Origin of the sequence: Allobosea sp. WAO, from assembly GCF_001509835.1 — a bacterium.
In the GTDB taxonomy this organism is placed as follows: Bacteria; Pseudomonadota; Alphaproteobacteria; order Rhizobiales; family Beijerinckiaceae; genus Allobosea.
Genome location: NZ_JXTJ01000004.1, coordinates 480,330 through 498,825 on the forward strand (window position 1 = coordinate 480,330; position 18,496 = coordinate 498,825).

The 18,496-nt window shown below is 65.9% G+C and carries 16 protein-coding genes and 1 pseudogene; 10 read left to right on the top strand and 7 right to left on the bottom strand.

All coding sequences use genetic code 11. The features are described 5' to 3' along the window. Positions 1-356: 356 nt before the first annotated feature. From DK26_RS06660 to DK26_RS06685, 7 genes and pseudogenes are all read right to left on the bottom strand, one after another. Positions 357-1,367, bottom strand: a complete 1,011-nt coding sequence (locus tag DK26_RS06660; protein WP_157089568.1) for an amino acid ABC transporter substrate-binding protein — start codon at positions 1,365-1,367, stop codon at positions 357-359. Between the two features lie 88 nt (positions 1,368-1,455). Further along, a complete protein-coding gene (locus DK26_RS06665) occupies positions 1,456-2,637 on the bottom strand; it encodes a PLP-dependent transferase (RefSeq protein ID WP_066470192.1) in 1,182 nt (393 codons plus the stop codon). 97 nt (positions 2,638-2,734) lie between these two features. Then, positions 2,735-3,610 carry a LysR substrate-binding domain-containing protein gene (locus DK26_RS06670; RefSeq protein WP_066469595.1) on the bottom strand — a complete coding sequence of 292 codons (876 nt, stop codon included), beginning with the start codon at positions 3,608-3,610 and terminating at the stop codon, positions 2,735-2,737. Positions 3,611-3,802: 192 nt separating this feature from the next. Next, positions 3,803-3,961: pseudogene (locus DK26_RS29605) on the bottom strand (IS481 family transposase); the annotation flags it as partial. Between the two features lie 59 nt (positions 3,962-4,020). Continuing rightward, positions 4,021-5,313, bottom strand: coding sequence for an LLM class flavin-dependent oxidoreductase (locus tag DK26_RS06675; protein ID WP_066469597.1), 1,293 nt, complete (start codon positions 5,311-5,313; stop codon positions 4,021-4,023). Between the two features lie 15 nt (positions 5,314-5,328). Continuing rightward, a complete protein-coding gene (locus DK26_RS06680) occupies positions 5,329-6,324 on the bottom strand; it encodes an LLM class flavin-dependent oxidoreductase (RefSeq protein ID WP_066469599.1) in 996 nt (331 codons plus the stop codon). 24 nt (positions 6,325-6,348) lie between these two features. Then, the gene (locus DK26_RS06685) at positions 6,349-6,975 is read right to left on the bottom strand and encodes a GNAT family N-acetyltransferase (RefSeq protein WP_066470195.1); all 627 of its coding nucleotides are present in this window, start codon (positions 6,973-6,975) and stop codon (positions 6,349-6,351) included. 113 nt (positions 6,976-7,088) lie between these two features. On the opposite strand from DK26_RS06685, the gene DK26_RS06690 reads away from it, so the two are divergent. From DK26_RS06690 to DK26_RS06735, 10 genes are all read left to right on the top strand, one after another. Next, the gene (locus DK26_RS06690; RefSeq protein ID WP_066469601.1) at positions 7,089-8,093 is read left to right on the top strand and encodes an MsnO8 family LLM class oxidoreductase; all 1,005 of its coding nucleotides are present in this window, start codon (positions 7,089-7,091) and stop codon (positions 8,091-8,093) included. 23 nt (positions 8,094-8,116) lie between these two features. Further along, positions 8,117-9,745, top strand: coding sequence for an ABC transporter substrate-binding protein (locus DK26_RS06695; RefSeq protein WP_066469603.1), 1,629 nt, complete (start codon positions 8,117-8,119; stop codon positions 9,743-9,745). Positions 9,746-9,786: 41 nt separating this feature from the next. After that, positions 9,787-11,409: an ABC transporter substrate-binding protein gene (locus DK26_RS06700; protein ID WP_066469605.1), complete on the top strand. Its 1,623-nt coding sequence runs from the start codon at positions 9,787-9,789 to the stop codon at positions 11,407-11,409. 60 nt (positions 11,410-11,469) lie between these two features. Next, a complete protein-coding gene (locus DK26_RS06705; protein WP_066469607.1) occupies positions 11,470-12,486 on the top strand; it encodes an ABC transporter permease in 1,017 nt (338 codons plus the stop codon). Continuing rightward, positions 12,483-13,355: an ABC transporter permease gene (locus DK26_RS06710; RefSeq protein ID WP_066469613.1), complete on the top strand. Its 873-nt coding sequence runs from the start codon at positions 12,483-12,485 to the stop codon at positions 13,353-13,355. Before DK26_RS06705 ends, DK26_RS06710 begins: the two co-directional genes overlap by 4 nt. Continuing rightward, on the top strand, positions 13,352-14,995 hold the full coding sequence (locus DK26_RS06715) for an ABC transporter ATP-binding protein (protein WP_066469614.1): 1,644 nt from the start codon (positions 13,352-13,354) through the stop codon (positions 14,993-14,995). The genes DK26_RS06710 and DK26_RS06715 overlap by 4 nt, the downstream gene beginning before the upstream one ends. Before the next feature lie 61 nt (positions 14,996-15,056). Continuing rightward, positions 15,057-16,373 carry an NtaA/DmoA family FMN-dependent monooxygenase gene (locus DK26_RS06720; protein WP_066469615.1) on the top strand — a complete coding sequence of 439 codons (1,317 nt, stop codon included), beginning with the start codon at positions 15,057-15,059 and terminating at the stop codon, positions 16,371-16,373. Between the two features lie 161 nt (positions 16,374-16,534). Beyond that, positions 16,535-16,987 (top strand): Rrf2 family transcriptional regulator, encoded by a 453-nt coding sequence (locus DK26_RS06725; protein ID WP_083533060.1) that lies wholly within the window; start codon positions 16,535-16,537, stop codon positions 16,985-16,987. Positions 16,988-17,073: 86 nt separating this feature from the next. Then, on the top strand, positions 17,074-17,616 hold the full coding sequence (locus DK26_RS06730) for a flavin reductase family protein (RefSeq protein WP_066469618.1): 543 nt from the start codon (positions 17,074-17,076) through the stop codon (positions 17,614-17,616). A 169-nt stretch (positions 17,617-17,785) separates the two neighbouring features. Next, positions 17,786-18,373 carry an alpha/beta fold hydrolase gene (locus DK26_RS06735; protein WP_083533014.1) on the top strand — a complete coding sequence of 196 codons (588 nt, stop codon included), beginning with the start codon at positions 17,786-17,788 and terminating at the stop codon, positions 18,371-18,373. Positions 18,374-18,496: the final 123 nt, after the last annotated feature.

Consider the following 18,496-nt stretch of genomic DNA (forward strand, 5'->3'; position numbering starts at 1 on the left):
ACCCGAGCGAGGGCCCCTGTCGAATCTAGACCTCGACGGCGGTCGGCTGCTCGGCCTCGGCCAGCACCTATTTGATCCGCGACGCAGAATGTCGCCACCGAGCTAAGGCAAGGCGTCGCGCTCCTGCACCAGCTTCAGAAATAGATCTTCTCCTCTGACACGCACGTGACCAGTGTCAGAGGAGAGAGAAACAATCGACGATCGATATCCATTCCTGGACGCCCTGATCGTTTTCAGTCGGGGGACCAAGATCTAGGCTGTTTCGGCTGGTCACCGGCGGAATGCTGGGCTTTGCGGCCGTGTCTTGGTGGACCTCTAACCCGGCGTCCTATTCCCATTTCGGGGATTCATCGCGCTCATCTGAACGGAGGCGAATATTGCAGCCCTCCCGCCGTCCACAGCGCGTTGGGACCGCGCGGCAGCTTGATTCGCGACTGGCCGCCGAGATTCCGGTCGAAACTTTCGCCATAGTTGCCGACTGCTGCGATTATCCGAACGACCCAGTCATTGGTCACACCCAGCCCCTCGCCGAATTTGCCGTCCTTTCCGAGCAGCCGGCGGATCTCGGGATTGGTCGAGGTCTCCGCCAGTTCCTTGACGTTGGCCTGCGTCACGCCGAGTTCCTCCGCGTTGATCAACGCAAAGAGCGTGAAGCGCACCAGGTTGAACCAGGCGTCGTCATCGCTGCGCACCCAGGGCCCCAGAGGCTCCTTGGAGATGACGTCGGGCAGAATGACGTGCGCGTCCGGATCGTGGAACTTCAGGCGTTCGGACGAGAGACCCGAAATATCGGTGGTGTACACATCACAGCGGCCGGCCTCATAAGCCTTCAGCGCCTCCTCGGTGGTGGAGAACGCGATAACCTCGTACTTGATGCCGTTGCGGCTGAAGAAATCGGCGAGGTTCAGCTCACTGGTTGTCCCCTGTGGCACGCAGATCGAAGCGCCGTCCAGCTTGGCGGCGCTCGAAACGCCGAGCTTCTTCGGCACCATGAACCCTTGCCCGTCATAATAGTTCACCGCCGTGAAGGTCACTCCCTGACCGGTGTTGCGCGACAGCGTCCAGGTCGTCGTGCGGGGCAGCACATCGACCTCACCGCTCTGGAGCGCCACGAGGCGATCCTTCGACGAGAGCGGGACGAACTTGACCTTCTCGGCATCGTTGAAAATCGCGGCGGACAATGCGCGGCAGATGTCAGTGTCGAAGCCGTTCCAGCGCCCCTTGGCGTCCGGGATCGAAAAGCCGGCGACACCGACGCTGCTGCCGCAGATCAGTTGCCCCCGGTCGGTAACCCGCTTCAGCGTATCCGCGGCCTGGCTGGCCGACGCCACCCCCAGGATCAAAGCCGTGGCCGATAGAAATCCCATGGCCCATTGATTCATCGGAATATCCCCTTGTTTTCGTTGGCGAGTTTGAGCGTGCGGGCCGAGTTCCACATGGTCGCCGTTGGCCGTCTCAGGCGACCTTCGCGACATCCGCCTTCAGCGCGTGCAGCATCTCCTCGATATCGGCCCAGAGATCCTGCGGATCCTCAAGGCCGATGCTGATGCGCAGAAGTGTGCCTTGTCGCGTCCAAGGACTGACTGTGCGCTCTCCCGCGACCGCCATGGGAGCGACGAGGCTGCGCGTTCCGCCCCAGGAGGCGCCGATCGCGAAGACCTTGAGCGTCGCCAAGGCCGCCTGCAGCGTCTCATCGGCGACGGGCCGGAGCGCGATGCTGAAGACGCCGGAAGACCGGCCCATATCCCGTTTCCAGACCTCATGGCCGGGACAGGACGGCAAGGCAGGGTGCTGAACGGCTTCCACGGCGGGCGCCTGGGCCAGCCTGCGCGCGAAATCCTCTGAAACGCGGCCGATATGGGCGAGGCGTACGCCCATGGTCTCGATGCCGCGCAAAGCGAGCTGGCATTCGTCGGGCGAGACGCCGATGCCCATGCCGCGCAGCGTCGTCACGATCTGCCGGCGCAGCCCGAGATCGGACACCGTGATCGAGCCGAGCAGGAGGTCGGAATGGCCGCCGACATATTTGGTTAGCGCTTCGCAAGCGAAATCTGCTCCATGCGCCAACGGCTTGAAGATCAGCGGCGTCGCCCAGGTGTTGTCGCAGCCGACGAGTGCGCCCTTGGCCTTGGCTGCGGCGGCGATCGCCGGAACGTCCTGGATCTCCATCGTTCCCGAGCCGCAGGGCTCGACCCAGACCAGCTTGACGCTGTCATCGATCAGGCCGGCAATGCCAGCGCCGATCAGCGGATCATAGACCGCATAGTCGATGCCGCGGGGCTTCAGATAGTCGCGGCAGAAGCTGCGTACCGGCGGATAGACATGATCCGGGATCAGCACCTTGTCGCCCGGCATCAGCACCGACAGCATGACGGCCGTGACCGCCGCCTGCCCCGATGGAACGAGGATCGTGCGCTCGCCACCATGCAGCGCTGTGAGCTGGGCCTCCAGCACCCGCGTCGTCGGTGTGCCGTGGAGGCCGTAAGTGTAGTCGTCGAGGCTGCGCTGGTGGCGCGCCGCAAAACTGTGCGGATCCGGATAGACGATCGTCGAAGCCCGGTACGTGGCGACGGCGAGGCTGGCATAGCCAGTCTCGTTCACGGCAGGGTGGTGCACGCAACGTGTCAGATCCAGCATCGTCCGCTCCTTCATCTGGAGGAACAATGACTCTGCGGCATGGCCTATACCATGCCTTGGACATCTGGATTCGATCCGCTGCAGTTATGACCTGCGCTCAACGCGCTTCCATCAGGCAGTCGATCAGATCGCGCACCATGCCGGAAATCGGCCGGTCCATCGGCAGGACAAGAAGGCTTTTCGTGTGGATCGCCGGCTCGAAAGGACGCAGCACGACCTTCGTGGCATCGATTCCCGCCGCGGCATAGGCACTGACCAGACCGACACCCAAGCTTTCGGCGACGAGCGCGCAGACCGTCGCGGCATAGAGCGTCGAGACCACGATGCGCGGTGCGACGCCGGTCTCGGCGAAAACCCGGTCGAGCTGCTGGCGCGCCCGATCCTCCCGCACGTAGTTGACGAAAGGGATGTCGGCCAGGTCCTCCGGGCGGATGACGCTCCTGCCGGCGAGCGGATGCCCCGCAGGCATGATGCAGGAGAGGCGCGGGCGAACGAACAATCGCTGCTTGACCCCGCTCACATCGATCTCGTCGGAGGTGAGGCCGAGATCGAACGCCCCCGAGACCACCCCGTCCCGGATGTCGCGCGACGGCAGCACCATCAGCGTGACCTCGCTCTGCGGATGCCGCTCGCGGAAGCGCTGCAGCGCCCTGGGGACCAGGGACGAGCTCAGCACAGACTGGCAGCCGAGCCGCAGGCCTCCCGATCCATGGTCGCGAATTCGGGCCGCCGTGGCGCGCAGGTGATCGAGCCCCCGAAACGAGGCTTCCACCTGGTCGTAGAAGAGCCGGCCCTCATGGGTGATCACCAGGCGGTTGCGTACGCGATCAAACAAGCGGAAGCCCAAAGCCTGCTCCAGCTCGCCGATGCTGCGGCTGACCGCAGGCTGGCTGATACCAAGGGCTTCAGCGGCGCGCGACACCCCTCCGGCCTTCACGATCGCCTGCAGGATCTCGATGTGCCGATGGTTCAAACGTAGCACCTGCCGACGGGAGCGATCATGCTCGGCCGCCCGCCGTCTGGGCACGCCGCCAAGGAAAGATACCTATCTCGAAAATCCGCTCAACAGCCCCATCGACATCCCATCGATTGAATAGCTTCTAGTCTTGCTTAGTCCCGGCACTCGACGGATCGGATAACTCTTGAACGTCGTATTCGCGGTCGTCTCGCCTTCGATCTCGGGCAGGCGACTGATCCCATGTTGCTGCAAGCAGCGATTCTGGAACGCCCGCGTCGGCGTCGGGATGCTCAGTTGCAGGGCTTAGCGGCAATCGTCGAGCGGGAGCAATGTGTGGCGCCGAAGGGCGATGCTCACCGCCTCTTCGACGACCATCAGGCCCCTCCAAGTCGGGTTCTTCCGCCCCCCAAGCCGCTCGGCGTTGGCTACACCGCCTTTGCGACCGGCTGCCAGGCCTCGGGAAGACCGAGGTTTCCGCGCAGCGTGGACGCGGCATAGTCCTGCCGGAAGACCTTGCGCTCCTGCAGGATCGGAATGACCTTCTCGACGAACTCGTCGAAGCCGCCGGGCGTGAGATGAGGCGCGAAGACGAAACCGTCCGCCGCATCCGCCTGGACATACCGATCGATCTCCTCGGCGACCTGGGCCGGCGTCCCGACGAACTGTTTGCGCGCGGTCACCTTGATGATGAGTTCGCGGATGCTGAGCTTCTCGCGCTCAGCCACTTCGCGCCAGGCACGCGCGGTCTCCAGGCGGTTGTCGTAGCGGGCGGCGCGCCCCTGGGCGAGCTGCTCGACAGCGACGTCTGGATCGACATCCGGCAGCGGACCGTCCGGGTCGTAGGCCGTGAGATCGCGGTTCCAGACCTGTTCGAGAAAGACGATGGCGTTCTTCGGACTCACCTGCTGCAGGCGGATGGCCTTCTGCTTTTCCAGCGCGTCTTCCAATGTCTCGCCCAGGACGAAATTGGCCCCCGGGAGGATTTTCAGGGCATCGCGGCTGCGCCCGTATTTCGCGAGCCGCTGCTTCACGTCGGCGTGGAAGGTCTGCCCCTCCTCGAGGGTTCCATGGCGCGAATAGATGAGGTCGGCATGGCCGGCGGCGAGCTCCCTACCATCGTCGGAATCGCCGGCCTGCGCGATGACCGGAGCGCCTTGCGGCAACGGGCCCCAGCCGGTGCGGCCCGCAATGTCGAAATGGGGCGAGCTGGCGTAGAAGTCGCCGCCCCGCCACACCGAGCGCGCGGTTTCGAGAAAGTCCCGCGCGCGTTCGTAGCGCTCGCGGAACGGCAGATGGTCGCCGCGGCGGAAGTTCGCTCCGGTGAAGGCTCCGGGCGAGGTCACGACGTTCCAGCCGGCACGCCCGCCGGACAGAATATCGAGCGTCGCGAGCTGGCGCGCGAGCGGATATGGCTCGTTGAACGTCGTGGTCAGCGTCCCGATCAGTCCGACATGCCGGGTGATCGAGGCAAGCGCAGTGAGGATGGCCAGCGTGTTCGGTCGACCGACGACATCCAGCTCATGGAAGCGCCCCTTCTGCTCCCGAACCCTCAGGCCCTCGGCCAGGAAGATAAAGTCGAACTTGCCGCGCTCGACGCTTTCGGCGAAGTGCCGGAAGGAGGAGAATTCGATCTGGCTGCCGGCGGCTGGATCGCTCCATACCGTGAAATTGTTCACGCCCGGAAACTGCGCCCCGAGGATGATCTGCTTCTTGGACATGATGTTCCTCCGGGCTCAGGCAGCCGCGGCATAGCGATTGCGGACGGCAGGCAAGCTGAAGCGGCTACGCAGATGTCCGCCCAAAGGCGGATCGGCCAGGACGTCCGCGCGTAGAGCGGGCACCAATGTGTCGACGACGTCTGCGATCTGTCGGTGCGGGTCGGGCAAGATCAGGCGGACGCCACGGGCTCCCTGAGCCGCGGAAGTTCTGATGGCGGCAGCCAGATCCGAGGCGTCCCATCCATCGGGCCCGACGTGCAAATCCGCAATGAGCTTTGGTTCCTTGCCCGGGCCATCGCCCCGAAGCTTCGCCGCCATTCCGGCAAGGTCGCCCGCCGCTGGCACGAAGACCACATCGGCCGCGCGCGCCAGCGCCAGATCCGCATCCGCTGTCCAGCTGACAGCGACCGCCGGTTGGCCCTGAGGAGGTCTGGGCGTGATCGACGGCCCGAGCACGCGGAAATCGGCATTCTGGAAGTCGATATAGTGAAGCTTCTCGCCATCGACATAGCGTTGGCTCGCGACGTCGCGGATGACCGCATGGTCTTCCCAACTGTCCCAGAGCCGCCGCACCACTTCGATGGCGGCCAGCGCGTCGCTGTCGAGAGACGGCTGTTCGATCGCCGGAAAGCCGTTCAGCGCTCCGATCGCGCGACCAGCCTCGGCGCTCCGCTGCCAGCCGAGGCGCTGGGCCAGGAGGCCTGCCCTGCCCTCGCTCACATAGTCCAGCGTGGCGATCGCGGTCGAGACATGGAACGGCTCGACGAAGTTTAGAGGCGCTCCCGCGATGATCCCGATCTGGCGGGAGCGCGGCGCGAGCCAATTTGCCAGAAGGATGGCATCGAGCCCGTCCTGGCCGGGATCGGCAAAGCGATCTTCCAGGGTCAGGAATTCGGCCACACCGTCGAGACGGCCGACCAAGCCGCCCCAGAAGCCGCGCCAGTCCGGATCGTCCCCATGGGCACCGGCATGCAGTCCAAGGCCCAGCAAGAAGTTGGATGTCTGCGTCATCGTTCAATCCGATCCGGTATATGCTCAGGCCGCCGAAGCCAGATGGGCCGCCAGCCGCGCGGATACCTTCGCTTCCTGCTCGGCTTTGATCACGGCGACGCGCTTCGTAGCGTCCTCCAGTGACGTGGCGGGCGCATAGACCGGGTAGGTCCCGGCCTGCCCCGCCTTTGCGCCGATATGCTTCTCGAAAGGCAGGGAGCGGTAGAGCGTGGGGTCGACGGCCGTATCGAAGAGCGGCCGATAGCCAAGCGCGATGTACAGGGCCGATGCTTCGGGCTGCCGAAACCCGGTCGTCAGGTAAGCGCGCGTATAGCCCAGCTCGGCCGCCGCCTCTTCGAGGGCGAGGACGATTTGCCGGGCAAGACCCTGCCGGCGCAGATCCGGGCGCGTCCAGATACGCTTGAACTCCGCCGTCTCGTCGTCGTGACTCATGAACGCCCCGCCAGCGATCGTTGCGCCGTCGCGCTGCACGAGCAGGAACACGCCTAGCGGCGGCGCGAACGCCTCGGCCGGGTAGCGCGTTATCTCGGAGCGCGCCCCGCCGGGCCGGCTCGCCGGGCCGTAACGCCCGTCATACTCCGAGATCAGGCCCTCGAGCAGCGGCTCCGCCGCCGTGTCGAGAGGCGAAGACCGCACAAAAAGGTCAGCCATGACATTCTCCGAAATCGCCGCGGCCTCGCTTGCTCGCTGGCGCTTGATCAATCAATCTATTAATTCTATAGACTATTAGAACAACATGAACTGTCAATGCCCGACGAGGCCGAATGCCCTACCGACTGAGCTTCCTCGACAAGAGTCCCCTGCAGGCGAACGAGACCTCCGCCGACGCGCTAGCGCGGACGCTCTCACTGGCAAAAGCGGCTGAAGAACTGGGTTTCGCGCGGTTCTGGCTGGCCGAACACCACAACGCGGCGAAGCTGGCGAGCTCGTCGCCGGAGGTTCTGATCAGCTTCCTGCTGGCACACACCAGCCGCATCAGAATCGGCTCCGGCGGCGTGATGCTCCAGCACTACAGCGCCTACAAGGTCGCCGAGAACTTCAACCTGCTGGCGGCGCTGGCGCCGGGCCGCGTGGATATCGGTATCGGCAAGGCGCCGGGCGGGATGCCACTGTCGACCGATGCCCTGCAGGGCGCTTACGACCCGGCCCGCAAGCCGAGCTTCGACGCGCAACTCGTGGAGCTCGACCGCTTCCTGCGCGAGCACCATGACGGCAGCGACGCCGGCAATCGGCTCGCTGCCTTCCCGGCGCCGGCGCAGCCCCCAGGCCGCTTCCTGCTCGGCGCCAGCATCGAGAGTGCGCGGCTTGCCGCCAGTCTCGGCTGGAGTTTCGTCTATCCCGGCCACATCCATGGCGAAGAGACCGCTATTCGTGAATCCCTGTCGGCCTATCGTGCCGCCGGCGGCACCTCGGCGCTCCTCGCCGTGGGCGTGGCTACCGCCGAGACCGACGACCTGGCCCGAACTCTCGCGCCCGATGCGCGTCGCTTCCGCGTCGATATCGAGAACGGCCCGGGCGTCAACGTCACGAGCCGGGAGCAGGCCCTCGAATACGTCCGGCAGACGGGCTCGCGCGAGTACCGCATCGACGAGCGCAGTTCGCTGCTCCTGCGTGGCGTGCCGGAACGTATCCATGCCGAGCTGCAGCGGCTGCAGCGGAAGTTCGGGATCGACGAATTCATCGTCGATTGCCCCGTCAACGAAGGCGCATGGCGCCTGAGGACAATCGAGCTTCTCGCGGCGGCGGCCCGCACCTCCCTCGCCGCCTGAGCCCGTCAGAAGGATTGGACATTATGATCACACGAAGAATGCTCCTGGGCGGAGCGGGTGCAGCGGCGCTGGCGGCGGCGGCGCCGGGCCGAGCCGGCGCGCAGACGAAGGAAGCGCCCGTCAAGGGCGGCTCGCTGACCTGGGGCGTGGAGACCGAGCCCGGCACCCTCAATCCCCATCTCAACGGCCAGGCGAAAGCCAAGCTCATCCTGCGCAATGCCTACGAGACGCTGCTCGCCCGCACGCCCGATGGCGGCTACGTGCCCTGGCTCGCGAAGGACTACGCCATTTCGGAGGATGGCCGGACCTACACCTTCACGCTCAGGGACGACGTGTCCTTCCACGATGGCGAGAAGCTGGATGCGGCCGCCGTCGCACTGAACTTCACCAAGCTGAAGGAACCGGCCTATTCCGGCAGCATCAGCGCCGGACATGTGTCGCATGTATCCGAAGCGCTCGCTGTCGACGCCCGCACGCTGGTCCTGAAACTCAGCCGTGTCTACGCACCGTTCCTCGACGGCGCGGCCGGGCTCGAGATCCTGTCGCCGAAATCCTTCGCCTCGCCCCAGCTCAAGGCCGGCGGCCCGGACATCGCCGGAACGGGGCCCTTCAGGATCGAGCGCTATGTGAAGGGTCAGGAGATCCGCTTCGTCAGGAACGCAGCCTACAACTGGGCGCCGGCCAATGCCGGGCATCAGGGCCCGGCCTATCTCGACCGCGTCACCTACCGTTTCCTCCCCGAAGCCGCGGTCCGGACCGGGGCGCTGACCTCTGGCCAGGTGGATGTGATCGAGGGCGTTTCCGGCAACGATGCCGGCCTGTTCAAGGACAATCCCGAATTCACCTATCAGAGCGCGCTCAACACCGGCACGCCCTACACGCTCTACCTGAACGTGACGCTAGGGCCGACCGAGGATGTCCGGGTCCGGCAGGCCGTCCTCGCCGCCATCGATGTCGAACGGGTCATCCGCTCCGTCTATCGCGGCGAACGGCAGCGCGCCTGGGGCATCCTCACGCCCGCCGACACGGACTTCTACGACCGCAGCATCGAGGGCAGCTACGGCTTCGATCCGAAGCGCGCCAATCGGCTGCTCGACGAGGCCGGCTGGAGCAGCCGCGATGCGGAAGGTTTCCGCACCAGGAACGGCCAGCGCCTCAGCGTCGAGATCGTCCAGTCGCAGGCGACCCTGCGGGACCAGCGCGACGTGCTGCTCCAGGCGGTGCAGGCCCAGGCGCGCCAGAATGCCGGGCTGGACATCGTCCTGCGCTATGTCGACGCCGGCACCTACACGACCCGCCAGAACGACGGCCAGTACGGCATCATCCCGAACTCGACCACGACGCAGGAAAACGGCGTCACGATCTATTTCCACTATCTGCCCCGCAACAAGGGCGGCTCGATCAATTACAGCCGTACCGAGGCCCCCGAGATCTCGGCATGGCTCGACGAGGCGGCCTCGACGCTCGACGCAAAGAAGCGCTTCGACATCTACGCGCGGCTCCAGCGCTTCGCTCTGCTGGAGCAGGCCTATGGCCTGCCGCTCTACGTGCCCGACGATCAGATCGCCGCCTCGGCGCGCGTCAAGGGCGTCGGCTTCCGGCCGTTCAAGCGCCTTCCTGAAAACGCCTACGACATCTGGCTGCAGGCTTGAGCCCGCAGCCCGCCAATCGACCCACACGGAGACTATCGAACATGCTCGCTCGCAGGCATTTCCTGAGCCTGAGCGCCGCGCTTCTGACGGCGACCGCCCTCGTCTCGCCCACTCTGGCAAGCGACCGGAAACCCGCAAGAGGCGGCAAGCTGACCTGGGGCGTCGAGACGGAGCCGGCGACGCTCAACCCGCAATTGAACGGCCAGGACAAGACCAAGCTCCTGCTGCGCAATGCCTATGAATCGTTGCTCGCCCGCACTGCCGATGGCGGCTACGTGCCCTGGCTCGCGACCGGCCACGAGATCTCGCCGGATGGCCGCACCTATACTTTCAGACTCCGCGAGGGCGTGAAGTTCAGCGACGGGCTGGCGTTCGACGCGGCCGCCGTCGCGACGAACTTCAGCAAGCTGAAGGATGCGAGCTATTCGGGCAGCGTCAGCGCCGGCCCCGTCGCCCGGATCGCCAAGATCGACGCCCCCGACGCGCGGACCGTCTCCTTCACGCTCGACCGGATCTACGCTCCGTTCCTCGACTACGCCGCCGGGCTGGAACTCCTCTCGCCCGGCGCCTTCGCCTCCGCCCAGATCAAATCGGGCGGCCCTGAGATTGCCGGCACTGGCCCCTTCATCTTGCGGCGCTACGCGAAGGGCCAGGAAATCCGCTTCGTCCGGAACCCGGACTACAACTGGGCACCGGCCAACGCGGGACATCAGGGCCCGGCCTATCTGGACGAGGTGACCTATCGCTTCCTGCCGGAATCCTCGGTGCGTACCGGCGCCCTCGCCTCGGGCCAGGTCGATCTCATCGAAGGCGTCTCCGGCAACGACGCCGGTCTGTTCAAGGACAGCGCCGACTTCAGCTATCAGACGGCGCTCAACACCGGCACACCCTATTCCCTGTTCCTGAACGTCACCTGGGGCCCGACCCAGGACGTCAAGGTGCGCAAGGCGCTCATCGCCAGCATCGATGTCGATGCGGTGCTGAAATCGGTCTATCGCGGCGAGCGTACCCGTGCCTGGGGCATCACCTCGCCCATCGACACGCAGTTCTACGACAAATCCATCGAGAAGACCTACGGAGCCGATCCGAAACGAGCCAACCAGCTTCTCGACGAGGCCGGCTGGACCGGCCGCGACCCACAGGGCTTCCGCACGAAAGACGGGAAGCGCCTGACGATCGAGGTCGTGCAAGCCCAGGCGACCGTGCGGGACCAACGCGACGTCCTGCTTCAGGCCCTGCAGGCCCAGGCCCGGCAGAATGCCGGCATCGATCTCGCCATCGTCTTCGTCGACGCCGGCACCTACACCGAGCGGCGCAAGACGGGCCAGTTCGGCTCGATCGCCAACTCGAACACACCGACCGACGCGATCGACATCGAGTACCACTACCTGCCGGTCGACCAGGGCGGCTCGATCAATTACAGCCGCGCCGCCGCGCCGGAGTTGTCGCAGTGGCTGAAGGAAGCTGCCGCGACGCTCGATCACAAGACGCGCTTCGATCTCTACGCCAAGCTGCAGCGTTTCGCGATCCTCGACCAGGCCTACGCCCTGCCGCTCTACGAACCTGAAGATCAGGTCGCGGCGGCACGCTACGTCAATGGCATCAGCTTCCGCCCCTTCAAACAGATGCCAGAGAGTGCCTACGGGGTCTGGCGCAGCGAATAGCCGATCTCACGCCTCATCCGCAGCCGGCGAGCGCCGGCTCATGCGCTGGAACGGACAAGCATGGATTCCCGGAACACTTCCGTCGCCACCCCTGTACCTGCCTTCGCCGTCTCGCGCCTTTTCCGGCTGCGGCGCAATGGCTTGACGGCGCAAATCGCGGGCAGGATCGGCTCCGGCCTGCTCGTGCTCTGGGCCGCGGTGACGCTGAGCTTCGTCAGCGTGCATCTCGCGCCCGGCGATATCGTCAGCCTGCTGATCGGCGAGCAACTGCGGACCCCGGAGGTCGAAGCGGCCATCCGCGCCGAATGGGGGCTCGACGAGCCGCTGCCGGCGCAATATCTCAGCTATCTGACGCGCGTCCTGCACGGCGATTTCGGCCGCTCCTACATCCTCCAGACGGAGGTTTCGCAGCTCGTCCTGTCGCAGATCCTGCCGACCCTGAAGCTCACCGCCGCCGCACTCTTCGTCGCGATCGTTTTCGCGCTGGTGAGCGCCGTGCTCTCCGCCGGCCGGCGCGTCCCGCGCAGCATCGCGGGCGCTCTCGAGCTGACACTCGTCTCGACGCCGTCGTTCTGGCTCGGCATCCTGCTGCTGTACCTGTTCTCGTTCACGCTCAAGCTCTTCCCCGTCTCGGGGGACCGCAGCTTTTCGGCGCTGGTGCTGCCGGCGCTGGCGCTGGGCCTGCCGCTCGGAGCGGTGATTGGCCAGGTACTGCGGCAGGGGTTGGAGCGCGCCCTCGAAGAGCCTTTCGCGCTGACCGTCCGGAGCTGGGGCACCAGTGAGTTCGTGCTGCGGCTAAGGCACGGGCTGCGCCATGCGGCCCTGCCGGCGGTGACCCTGACGGGCTGGCTCGTCGGCAGCCTGCTATCCGGCGCTGTCATCACGGAATCGGTGTTCGGCCGGCCGGGTCTCGGCCGCGTCACGGTCGAGGCCGTGCTGGGCCACGACATGCCGGTGGTGCTGGCCGTCGCGATCCTCTCCGCCCTTGTCTATGTGACCCTGAGCACGTTGGTCGATGTGCTCTATCTGTGGCTCGACCCGCGCCTGCGCAGCGACAGCCGGGAGGCGGTCCGATGAGCGCCCTTTCATCACGGGCAAAGCGCGAGACCGCACCCGCCAGCCAGTTCCTGCGCTTGCTGCCGGCCAATCCTGGCCTGGCCCTGGCGGCACTTTTCCTGGCCGTCATCGCGATCGCCACGGTTGCGCCGGCCCTTCTGACAACAGCAGATCCCATCGCCGCCGACCCGCTGCAGGCTCAGCTTCCGCCCTCCTGGGAGCATTGGTTCGGCACCGACCATCTCGGCCGCGACGTCTTCGCTCGCGTCGTTCACGGGGCACGCTACTCGATCCTCATCGGCGTCAGCGCAGTCGCGCTCGCCGCGACGGCTGGCTCCCTCCTCGGCCTGGTCGCCGGCCTGTCCCGCGGCCTCGTCGACGAGGTCGTCACCCGCCTTCTCGATGTCGTTTCAGCCTTTCCCGATCTGCTGCTGGCGCTGGTGCTGATCTCCTTCACCGGCCCTGGCACGACCAACCTGATCTTCGCATTGGGTGTCGCCTTCGTCCCGCGCTTCGCGCGCGTCGTTCGGGCGCAGACCTTCGTGATCGCACGCAGCGGCTACGTCGAGCAGGCGCGGACCTTCGGCCTGAGCCGAACGGTCCTCGTGCTGCGTCACGTCCTGCCGCATGCCGTCGCGCAGGTGCCGATCCTCGCCACCATTGGCCTCGGCAGCGCGATCATCGGCGCAGCCGGCCTCAGCTTCCTCGGCATGGGCCCACAGCCCCCGGCACCGGAATGGGGAGCGATGCTGGCCGAGGCGCGCAATTACCTGCGGGTCGCCTGGTGGATCGGCGTCTGGCCCGGCCTCGCAATCACCCTGACGGTCATCGCGATCAGCGTACTCGGCCGGCGCTGGCAGGCAGCCTTCGAAGGCAGGAGGTCGGAATGACGCCGCTCGTCGATATCCGAGACCTCACCATCGCCTTTCCCCACGGACGGCAGGACAACCGCGTCGTCCATGGTATCGACCTGACGATCCATGAAGGCGAAACCGTCGCCTTGGTCGGCGAGTCCGGTTCAGGCAAGTCGGTGACCGCTCGCACGCTGATCGGTTTGTCCGCCGGCGTCGTCGGCGCGAGCCGCTTCGACATCGCCGGCGACAGCACGCTCGGTTTCCGCGAGCGCGACTGGCGGCGCCTGCGCGGCACGAAGATCGGTTTTGTCCTGCAGGATGCGCTCGTCTCGCTGGACCCGCTGCGCACGGTGTCGCAACAGCTCTCGGATGCCTTCGGCCATCCCGGCTACTTCGGCCGCCGAGACGGTCGCGAGGAAAGCAGCGCCCTGCTGCTCTCCGTCGGGATTCCCGATCCCGAGCGCAGGCTGCCACAATACCCCCATCAGCTGTCGGGCGGATTGCGGCAGCGCGCGCTGATAGCCACCGCGATCGCCCGGCAGCCTTCCCTGCTGATCGCGGACGAACCGACCACCGCGCTCGACGCGACCGTCCAGAAGCAGATTCTCGACCTGCTGGCGGAGCGAAAACAAGCCGGTCACACGCTGCTCCTGATCAGCCACGACCTCGCGGTCGTCGCGCGCCTGGCCGACCGCGTGCTGGTGATGAAGCAGGGGCGGATCGTCGAGCAGGGACCGACCAAGCAGATCCTGACCCAACCGACGCACCCCTATACGCGCCAGCTCCTCGATGCCGTGCCGTCCGCCAGTTCCCGGGGGTTTCGGCTATCGCCCGCGACGCAATCCGAGACCGACGCGCCCGCTTTGCCCGCCGCGCCGGTCCAGCGGCGTCTTCCGCTGCCGCCGAAGCGGATCGACGCGACGCAGCGCGTGCTCTCGGCCAGAGGCCTGGTGAAGCGCTACGGCGTCGATAGCTTCGCGGTCAACAATGTCTCCTTCGAGTTGGCGGCCGGCGAAGCGCTCGGCATCGTCGGCGAGTCGGGCTCCGGCAAGACGACCGTGGCGAAGATGGTGCTCGGCCTGGTCGAGCCCGACTCCGGAACGGTGCTCGTGGATGGCCAACCCTGGAGCCACCGCAGCGAGGCCGAGCGCCGCGCCCGCCGCGCCGGCATGCAGTTGATCGCCCAGGACGCGCTGAGTTCGTTCGACCCGCGCTACACCGTCGAGAAGATCGTTGGTGAAAGCCTCGACACCGTCGGCGTGTTCGGACGGGACCGGCGCCAGCGTGTCGTCGAGGTCCTCGATGCGGTGCGCCTGGGGCCAGATCTCCTCCACCGCTATCCGCGCGAATTGTCCGGCGGGCAGCGCCAGCGCGTCGCCATCGCGCGCGCCTTCGCACCCCGCCCGAAACTCCTGATAGCCGATGAGCCGGTCAGCGCGCTCGACGTCTCGGTCCAGGCTCAGGTGCTGGACCTGCTGGCCGAGCTCCAGGCGGCCTCCGGCACCGCCCTGCTGTTCATCTCCCACGACCTTGGCGTCATCCATCATCTCACCGACCGCGTGCTGGTCATGAAAGACGGACGCACCGTGGAAACCGGCGCGGTCGAGACGGTCTTTGCCGCGCCAGCACACAGTTACACCCGCGCTCTGCTCGATGCCGTGCCCGCCCTGCCCTGAGCGGCACTGGCTGGCACATCGGAATCCCCCAGTCACAAGCGATCAGGATAAGGACGCTCACATGTCGTTGCCCACCCGCCGCCGCCTCAAGACCCTGATGGGCGCCTCCAACGTGATCGCCGCGACAAACGATGCCGATCCGGCAACCGGGGCGAAGCGCGCCGCCGAATTCGCCCGGAGAGCCGAAGCCGAGAAGATCACCGGGCTCTTCACCGCCGACCTGCTGCAGATCGACCCCGCAGGCCTCGCCGGCACGGCCGGGGTGCAGGACCCTCTGATTGCGCTCGCCGCGCTGAGCCAGGTTACGTCGCATATCGGCCTCGTCGCGACGATTTCGACGACATTCCATCATCCCTACAATCTGGCGCGTCTGATCGGCACGCTCGACCATGCCAGCGGCGGCCGCGCTGCGTGGAATGCCGTCACCTCTTCGGTCGGCGAGGAGAATTTCGGCGCCGCCCTGCTCAGCCCTGAGGAACGCTATGCCCGCGCTGCGGAATTCATCGAGGTCGTGAACGCTCTGTACGATGCGAACGAGAACGACGCCGTAACGCGCAAGGCCTCCGGCGCGCTCGCTCTTGATCCGGCCAAGTTCCACCGCATCGACTATCGCGGCCGGCACTTCACCGTTCAGGGCCCGCTCAACGTGCCGCCGCTACCACAGGGCCGTCCCGTACAGTTCCAGGCTGGCCAATCCGAAGCGGGCATCAATGTCGGCGCGCGCTATGCCGAGGTGGTGTACACGTCGCAGCCGAAGCTGGAAGGCGCGATCGCCTTCGTAACCGAGCTGCGTCGACGGGCTGCAAGCTTCGGACGCGGCGCCAACCTGCCCTTCGTGATGAACTCGTTCCATTCGGTGATCGGGGAATCCGACGCGGACGTCGCCCGGCGCCTGAAGGAAAAGCACGAGCGTATCGATTACGAGCTCGGGCGCCTCAAGCTCGCCGACATGCTGGGTGGCGATATCGACCTGTCGGGGCTGCCGCTGGACAAGCCCCTGCCCGACAGCCTGCTGCCCGAGATCACCAGCACCAACCGGCGCCGCGGACGTGTCGAGATCTTCAGCCGCTACGCGAAGCAAGGCCTGACTCTCCGCGAACTCATCATCGAGGCGCAGGAAACCGGGCATTGGTCCGTCGCGGGCACGCCCGAGCAATTGGCCGATGCGATCGAGGAGCGCTTCCGCGCCGGCGCGCTGGATGTCCTCACCCTTCACGGCCTCGGCAACCCGGACCAGGAAGACCTTCTCCTGAACGGCCTCCTGCCGGAGCTTCGCCGTCGCGCGCTGATCGATACCGACTATGTCGGAGACGATTTCCGCTCCAATCTGGAGCTTCCTCGCCTAGCACCGGCCGCCCCATTGGCCCGGAGCGCGTGAGCGCGCCCAGGGAACGGGCCTCCCCGCCCGTTCCCGCCAAGCCACGCCAATCGCAGCATCGAGATCGTTTTTCTCCGCAGTCGCGACGCATAGAACGATCGTATTGAAATTAATCCAGAACTTGATAGGAAAACTGTACATTTAACGCGTGGATGGCTCCGGTGCTGACCAACAAGGGCAAATACGGCCTCAAGGCGATCGTGCACCTCGCCCGGCTCGAAGCCGGCGAGACCGCGCAGGTTGCCGATGTCGCTCAGCGGAACAACATTCCCAAGAAGTTCCTGGACGCCATCCTGCTCGATCTGCGCAATGCCGGCATGCTGCGCAGCAAGAAGGGGCCGGGCGGCGGCTACGCCCTGGCCAAGCCGGCCCGGTCAATCAAGGTCGGTGCCGTGATCCGGGCACTTGAAGGGCCGATCGCCCCGATCGCCTGCGCCAGCCGCTCGGCCTTTCGGGCCTGCGAGGACTGCGGCGACATCGCCACCTGCCCCGTCCGCTCGGTGATGAGTGACGTACGCGATGCCATCGCTGGGGTCGTCGACAATACGACTGTGGCCGACCTCGTGCAGCGCTCGATAGCGAACGCCCCGGTCCATGCCGATTACACAATCTGATTGTCTACTAATTTTATAGACAATAAGACAGCGACCGCTTAAGACACGCGGGCGGCGTTCGGAGCCGCACGAGGATGCGGTCACGGATGAATCAGCAGGCTTCACCTGTCGCTGGTCGCGACATTCACGTCGATGCCTTCAAGGCGGTGATGAGAAATGTCGCCGGCGCCGTCAGCGTCGTTACCGCGGCCCATGATCGACGCCGCGCCGGCCTGACCGCGACTTCGCTGACAGCACTCTCCGCCGATCCGCCGACCGTCATCGTCTGCGTCAACCGCAATGCCTCGGCCTGGCCGACCATCGAGGCCGCCGGTCATTTCGCTATCAACGTCCTCGCGGCCCGACACCAGAGCATCGCGGACCGCTTCGCCGGGCGCGGCGACTTCAAGGGCGAGGCGCGCTTCGACGAAGGCGACTGGGCGCGCCTGACAACCGGCGCTCCGACGCTCGACGGCGCGCTTGCCGTGCTCGACTGTCAGACAGAAGAGGCGATCGAGCGCTACTCGCACACGATCCTGATTGGCCGCATCAAAGCGATCCGGCATGCGCAAGACGAAGGCGCCCTGCTCTATTGGCGTGGCCTTTATGGCAAGCTCGACGAAAGCTTGCAGCACGGTGCCGGCATCTAGATCGACGGCTTCAGCAAGCGTTGGACATTCGGATTGGCGAGATAACTGTCCCTAAACCGGCACCAGGGCAGGCAACCGTCCTCTAAATCAGTCCAAATTTGCCAATCCGTTTCATTGACCGAACGCATTGGCCGGGCCGATGATCGACGCAGCACGAGGGAGCTGCGCCATGTCCGTCCTCATCGTTCCCGGTCTCCACGATTCCGAGCCCGCGCATTGGCAGAGCCGGTGGGTCGCCGAGATTGACCAGGCCGAACGCGTCCAGCAGCAGAACTGGCACCAGCCGGATCTCGAAACATGGCTCCATACGCTGCATCGGCATGTGCTGCGGCGGCCAGGCGCCGTGCTCGTCGGCCATAGCCTCGGCGCTACGCTCATCGCGCATCTGGCGGCACGCTTCCCCGAACTGCCGGTCAATGGCGCCCTGCTGGTTGCGCCAGCCGATCCCGAGCTGAGAATCTCAAAAATTCACGGCATCGCCTCGTTCGGCCCGTTGCCGGACGTGCCCTTTCAGTTCCCCGCGATCGTGGTGGCGAGCCGCACCGACCCGTACATGGCGATCGAACGCGCACGGATCATCGCCAACATATGGGATGCCGCCTTCGTCGACCTGGGCGATGCGGGGCACATCAACGTCGCCAGCGGCCACGGCGGCTGGACCGAGGGGCTGCGCCTGCTGGACCGGCTCCTTTGCCGGCGCAGTGCTGGGCGGGAACACCAGACTGCCCCGTCAGGCCCGGTATCCCGGCTGCATTGAAGCCGCGGGAGGGTGAATCATCCCTTGGCACCGGCAGCCACAGCGAATTCTTACCCGCACCCGAATGTAATTGGAAAGACATTCGATTGACGAGGAGCCGGCATCGAACAATAAATAATACTG

Excerpts from the sequence above, each read along its gene's own strand:
- DK26_RS06660 (WP_157089568.1), bottom strand. The coding sequence starts at position 1,367 with ATGGGATTTCTATCGGCCACGGCTTTGATCCTGGGGGTGGCGTCGGCC.
- DK26_RS06705 (WP_066469607.1), top strand. The coding sequence starts at position 11,470 with ATGGATTCCCGGAACACTTCCGTCGCCACCCCTGTACCTGCCTTCGCC.
- DK26_RS06715 (WP_066469614.1), top strand. The coding sequence starts at position 13,352 with ATGACGCCGCTCGTCGATATCCGAGACCTCACCATCGCCTTTCCCCAC.
- DK26_RS06675 (WP_066469597.1), bottom strand. The coding sequence starts at position 5,313 with ATGTCCAAGAAGCAGATCATCCTCGGGGCGCAGTTTCCGGGCGTGAAC.
- DK26_RS06685 (WP_066470195.1), bottom strand. The coding sequence starts at position 6,975 with ATGGCTGACCTTTTTGTGCGGTCTTCGCCTCTCGACACGGCGGCGGAG.
- DK26_RS06735 (WP_083533014.1), top strand. The coding sequence starts at position 17,786 with ATGTCCGTCCTCATCGTTCCCGGTCTCCACGATTCCGAGCCCGCGCAT.
- DK26_RS06690 (WP_066469601.1), top strand. The coding sequence starts at position 7,089 with ATGCCCTACCGACTGAGCTTCCTCGACAAGAGTCCCCTGCAGGCGAAC.
- DK26_RS06700 (WP_066469605.1), top strand. The coding sequence starts at position 9,787 with ATGCTCGCTCGCAGGCATTTCCTGAGCCTGAGCGCCGCGCTTCTGACG.
- DK26_RS06710 (WP_066469613.1), top strand. The coding sequence starts at position 12,483 with ATGAGCGCCCTTTCATCACGGGCAAAGCGCGAGACCGCACCCGCCAGC.
- DK26_RS06665 (WP_066470192.1), bottom strand. The coding sequence starts at position 2,637 with ATGCTGGATCTGACACGTTGCGTGCACCACCCTGCCGTGAACGAGACT.
- DK26_RS06730 (WP_066469618.1), top strand. The coding sequence starts at position 17,074 with ATGAATCAGCAGGCTTCACCTGTCGCTGGTCGCGACATTCACGTCGAT.
- DK26_RS06680 (WP_066469599.1), bottom strand. The coding sequence starts at position 6,324 with ATGACGCAGACATCCAACTTCTTGCTGGGCCTTGGACTGCATGCCGGT.
- DK26_RS06695 (WP_066469603.1), top strand. The coding sequence starts at position 8,117 with ATGATCACACGAAGAATGCTCCTGGGCGGAGCGGGTGCAGCGGCGCTG.
- DK26_RS06720 (WP_066469615.1), top strand. The coding sequence starts at position 15,057 with ATGTCGTTGCCCACCCGCCGCCGCCTCAAGACCCTGATGGGCGCCTCC.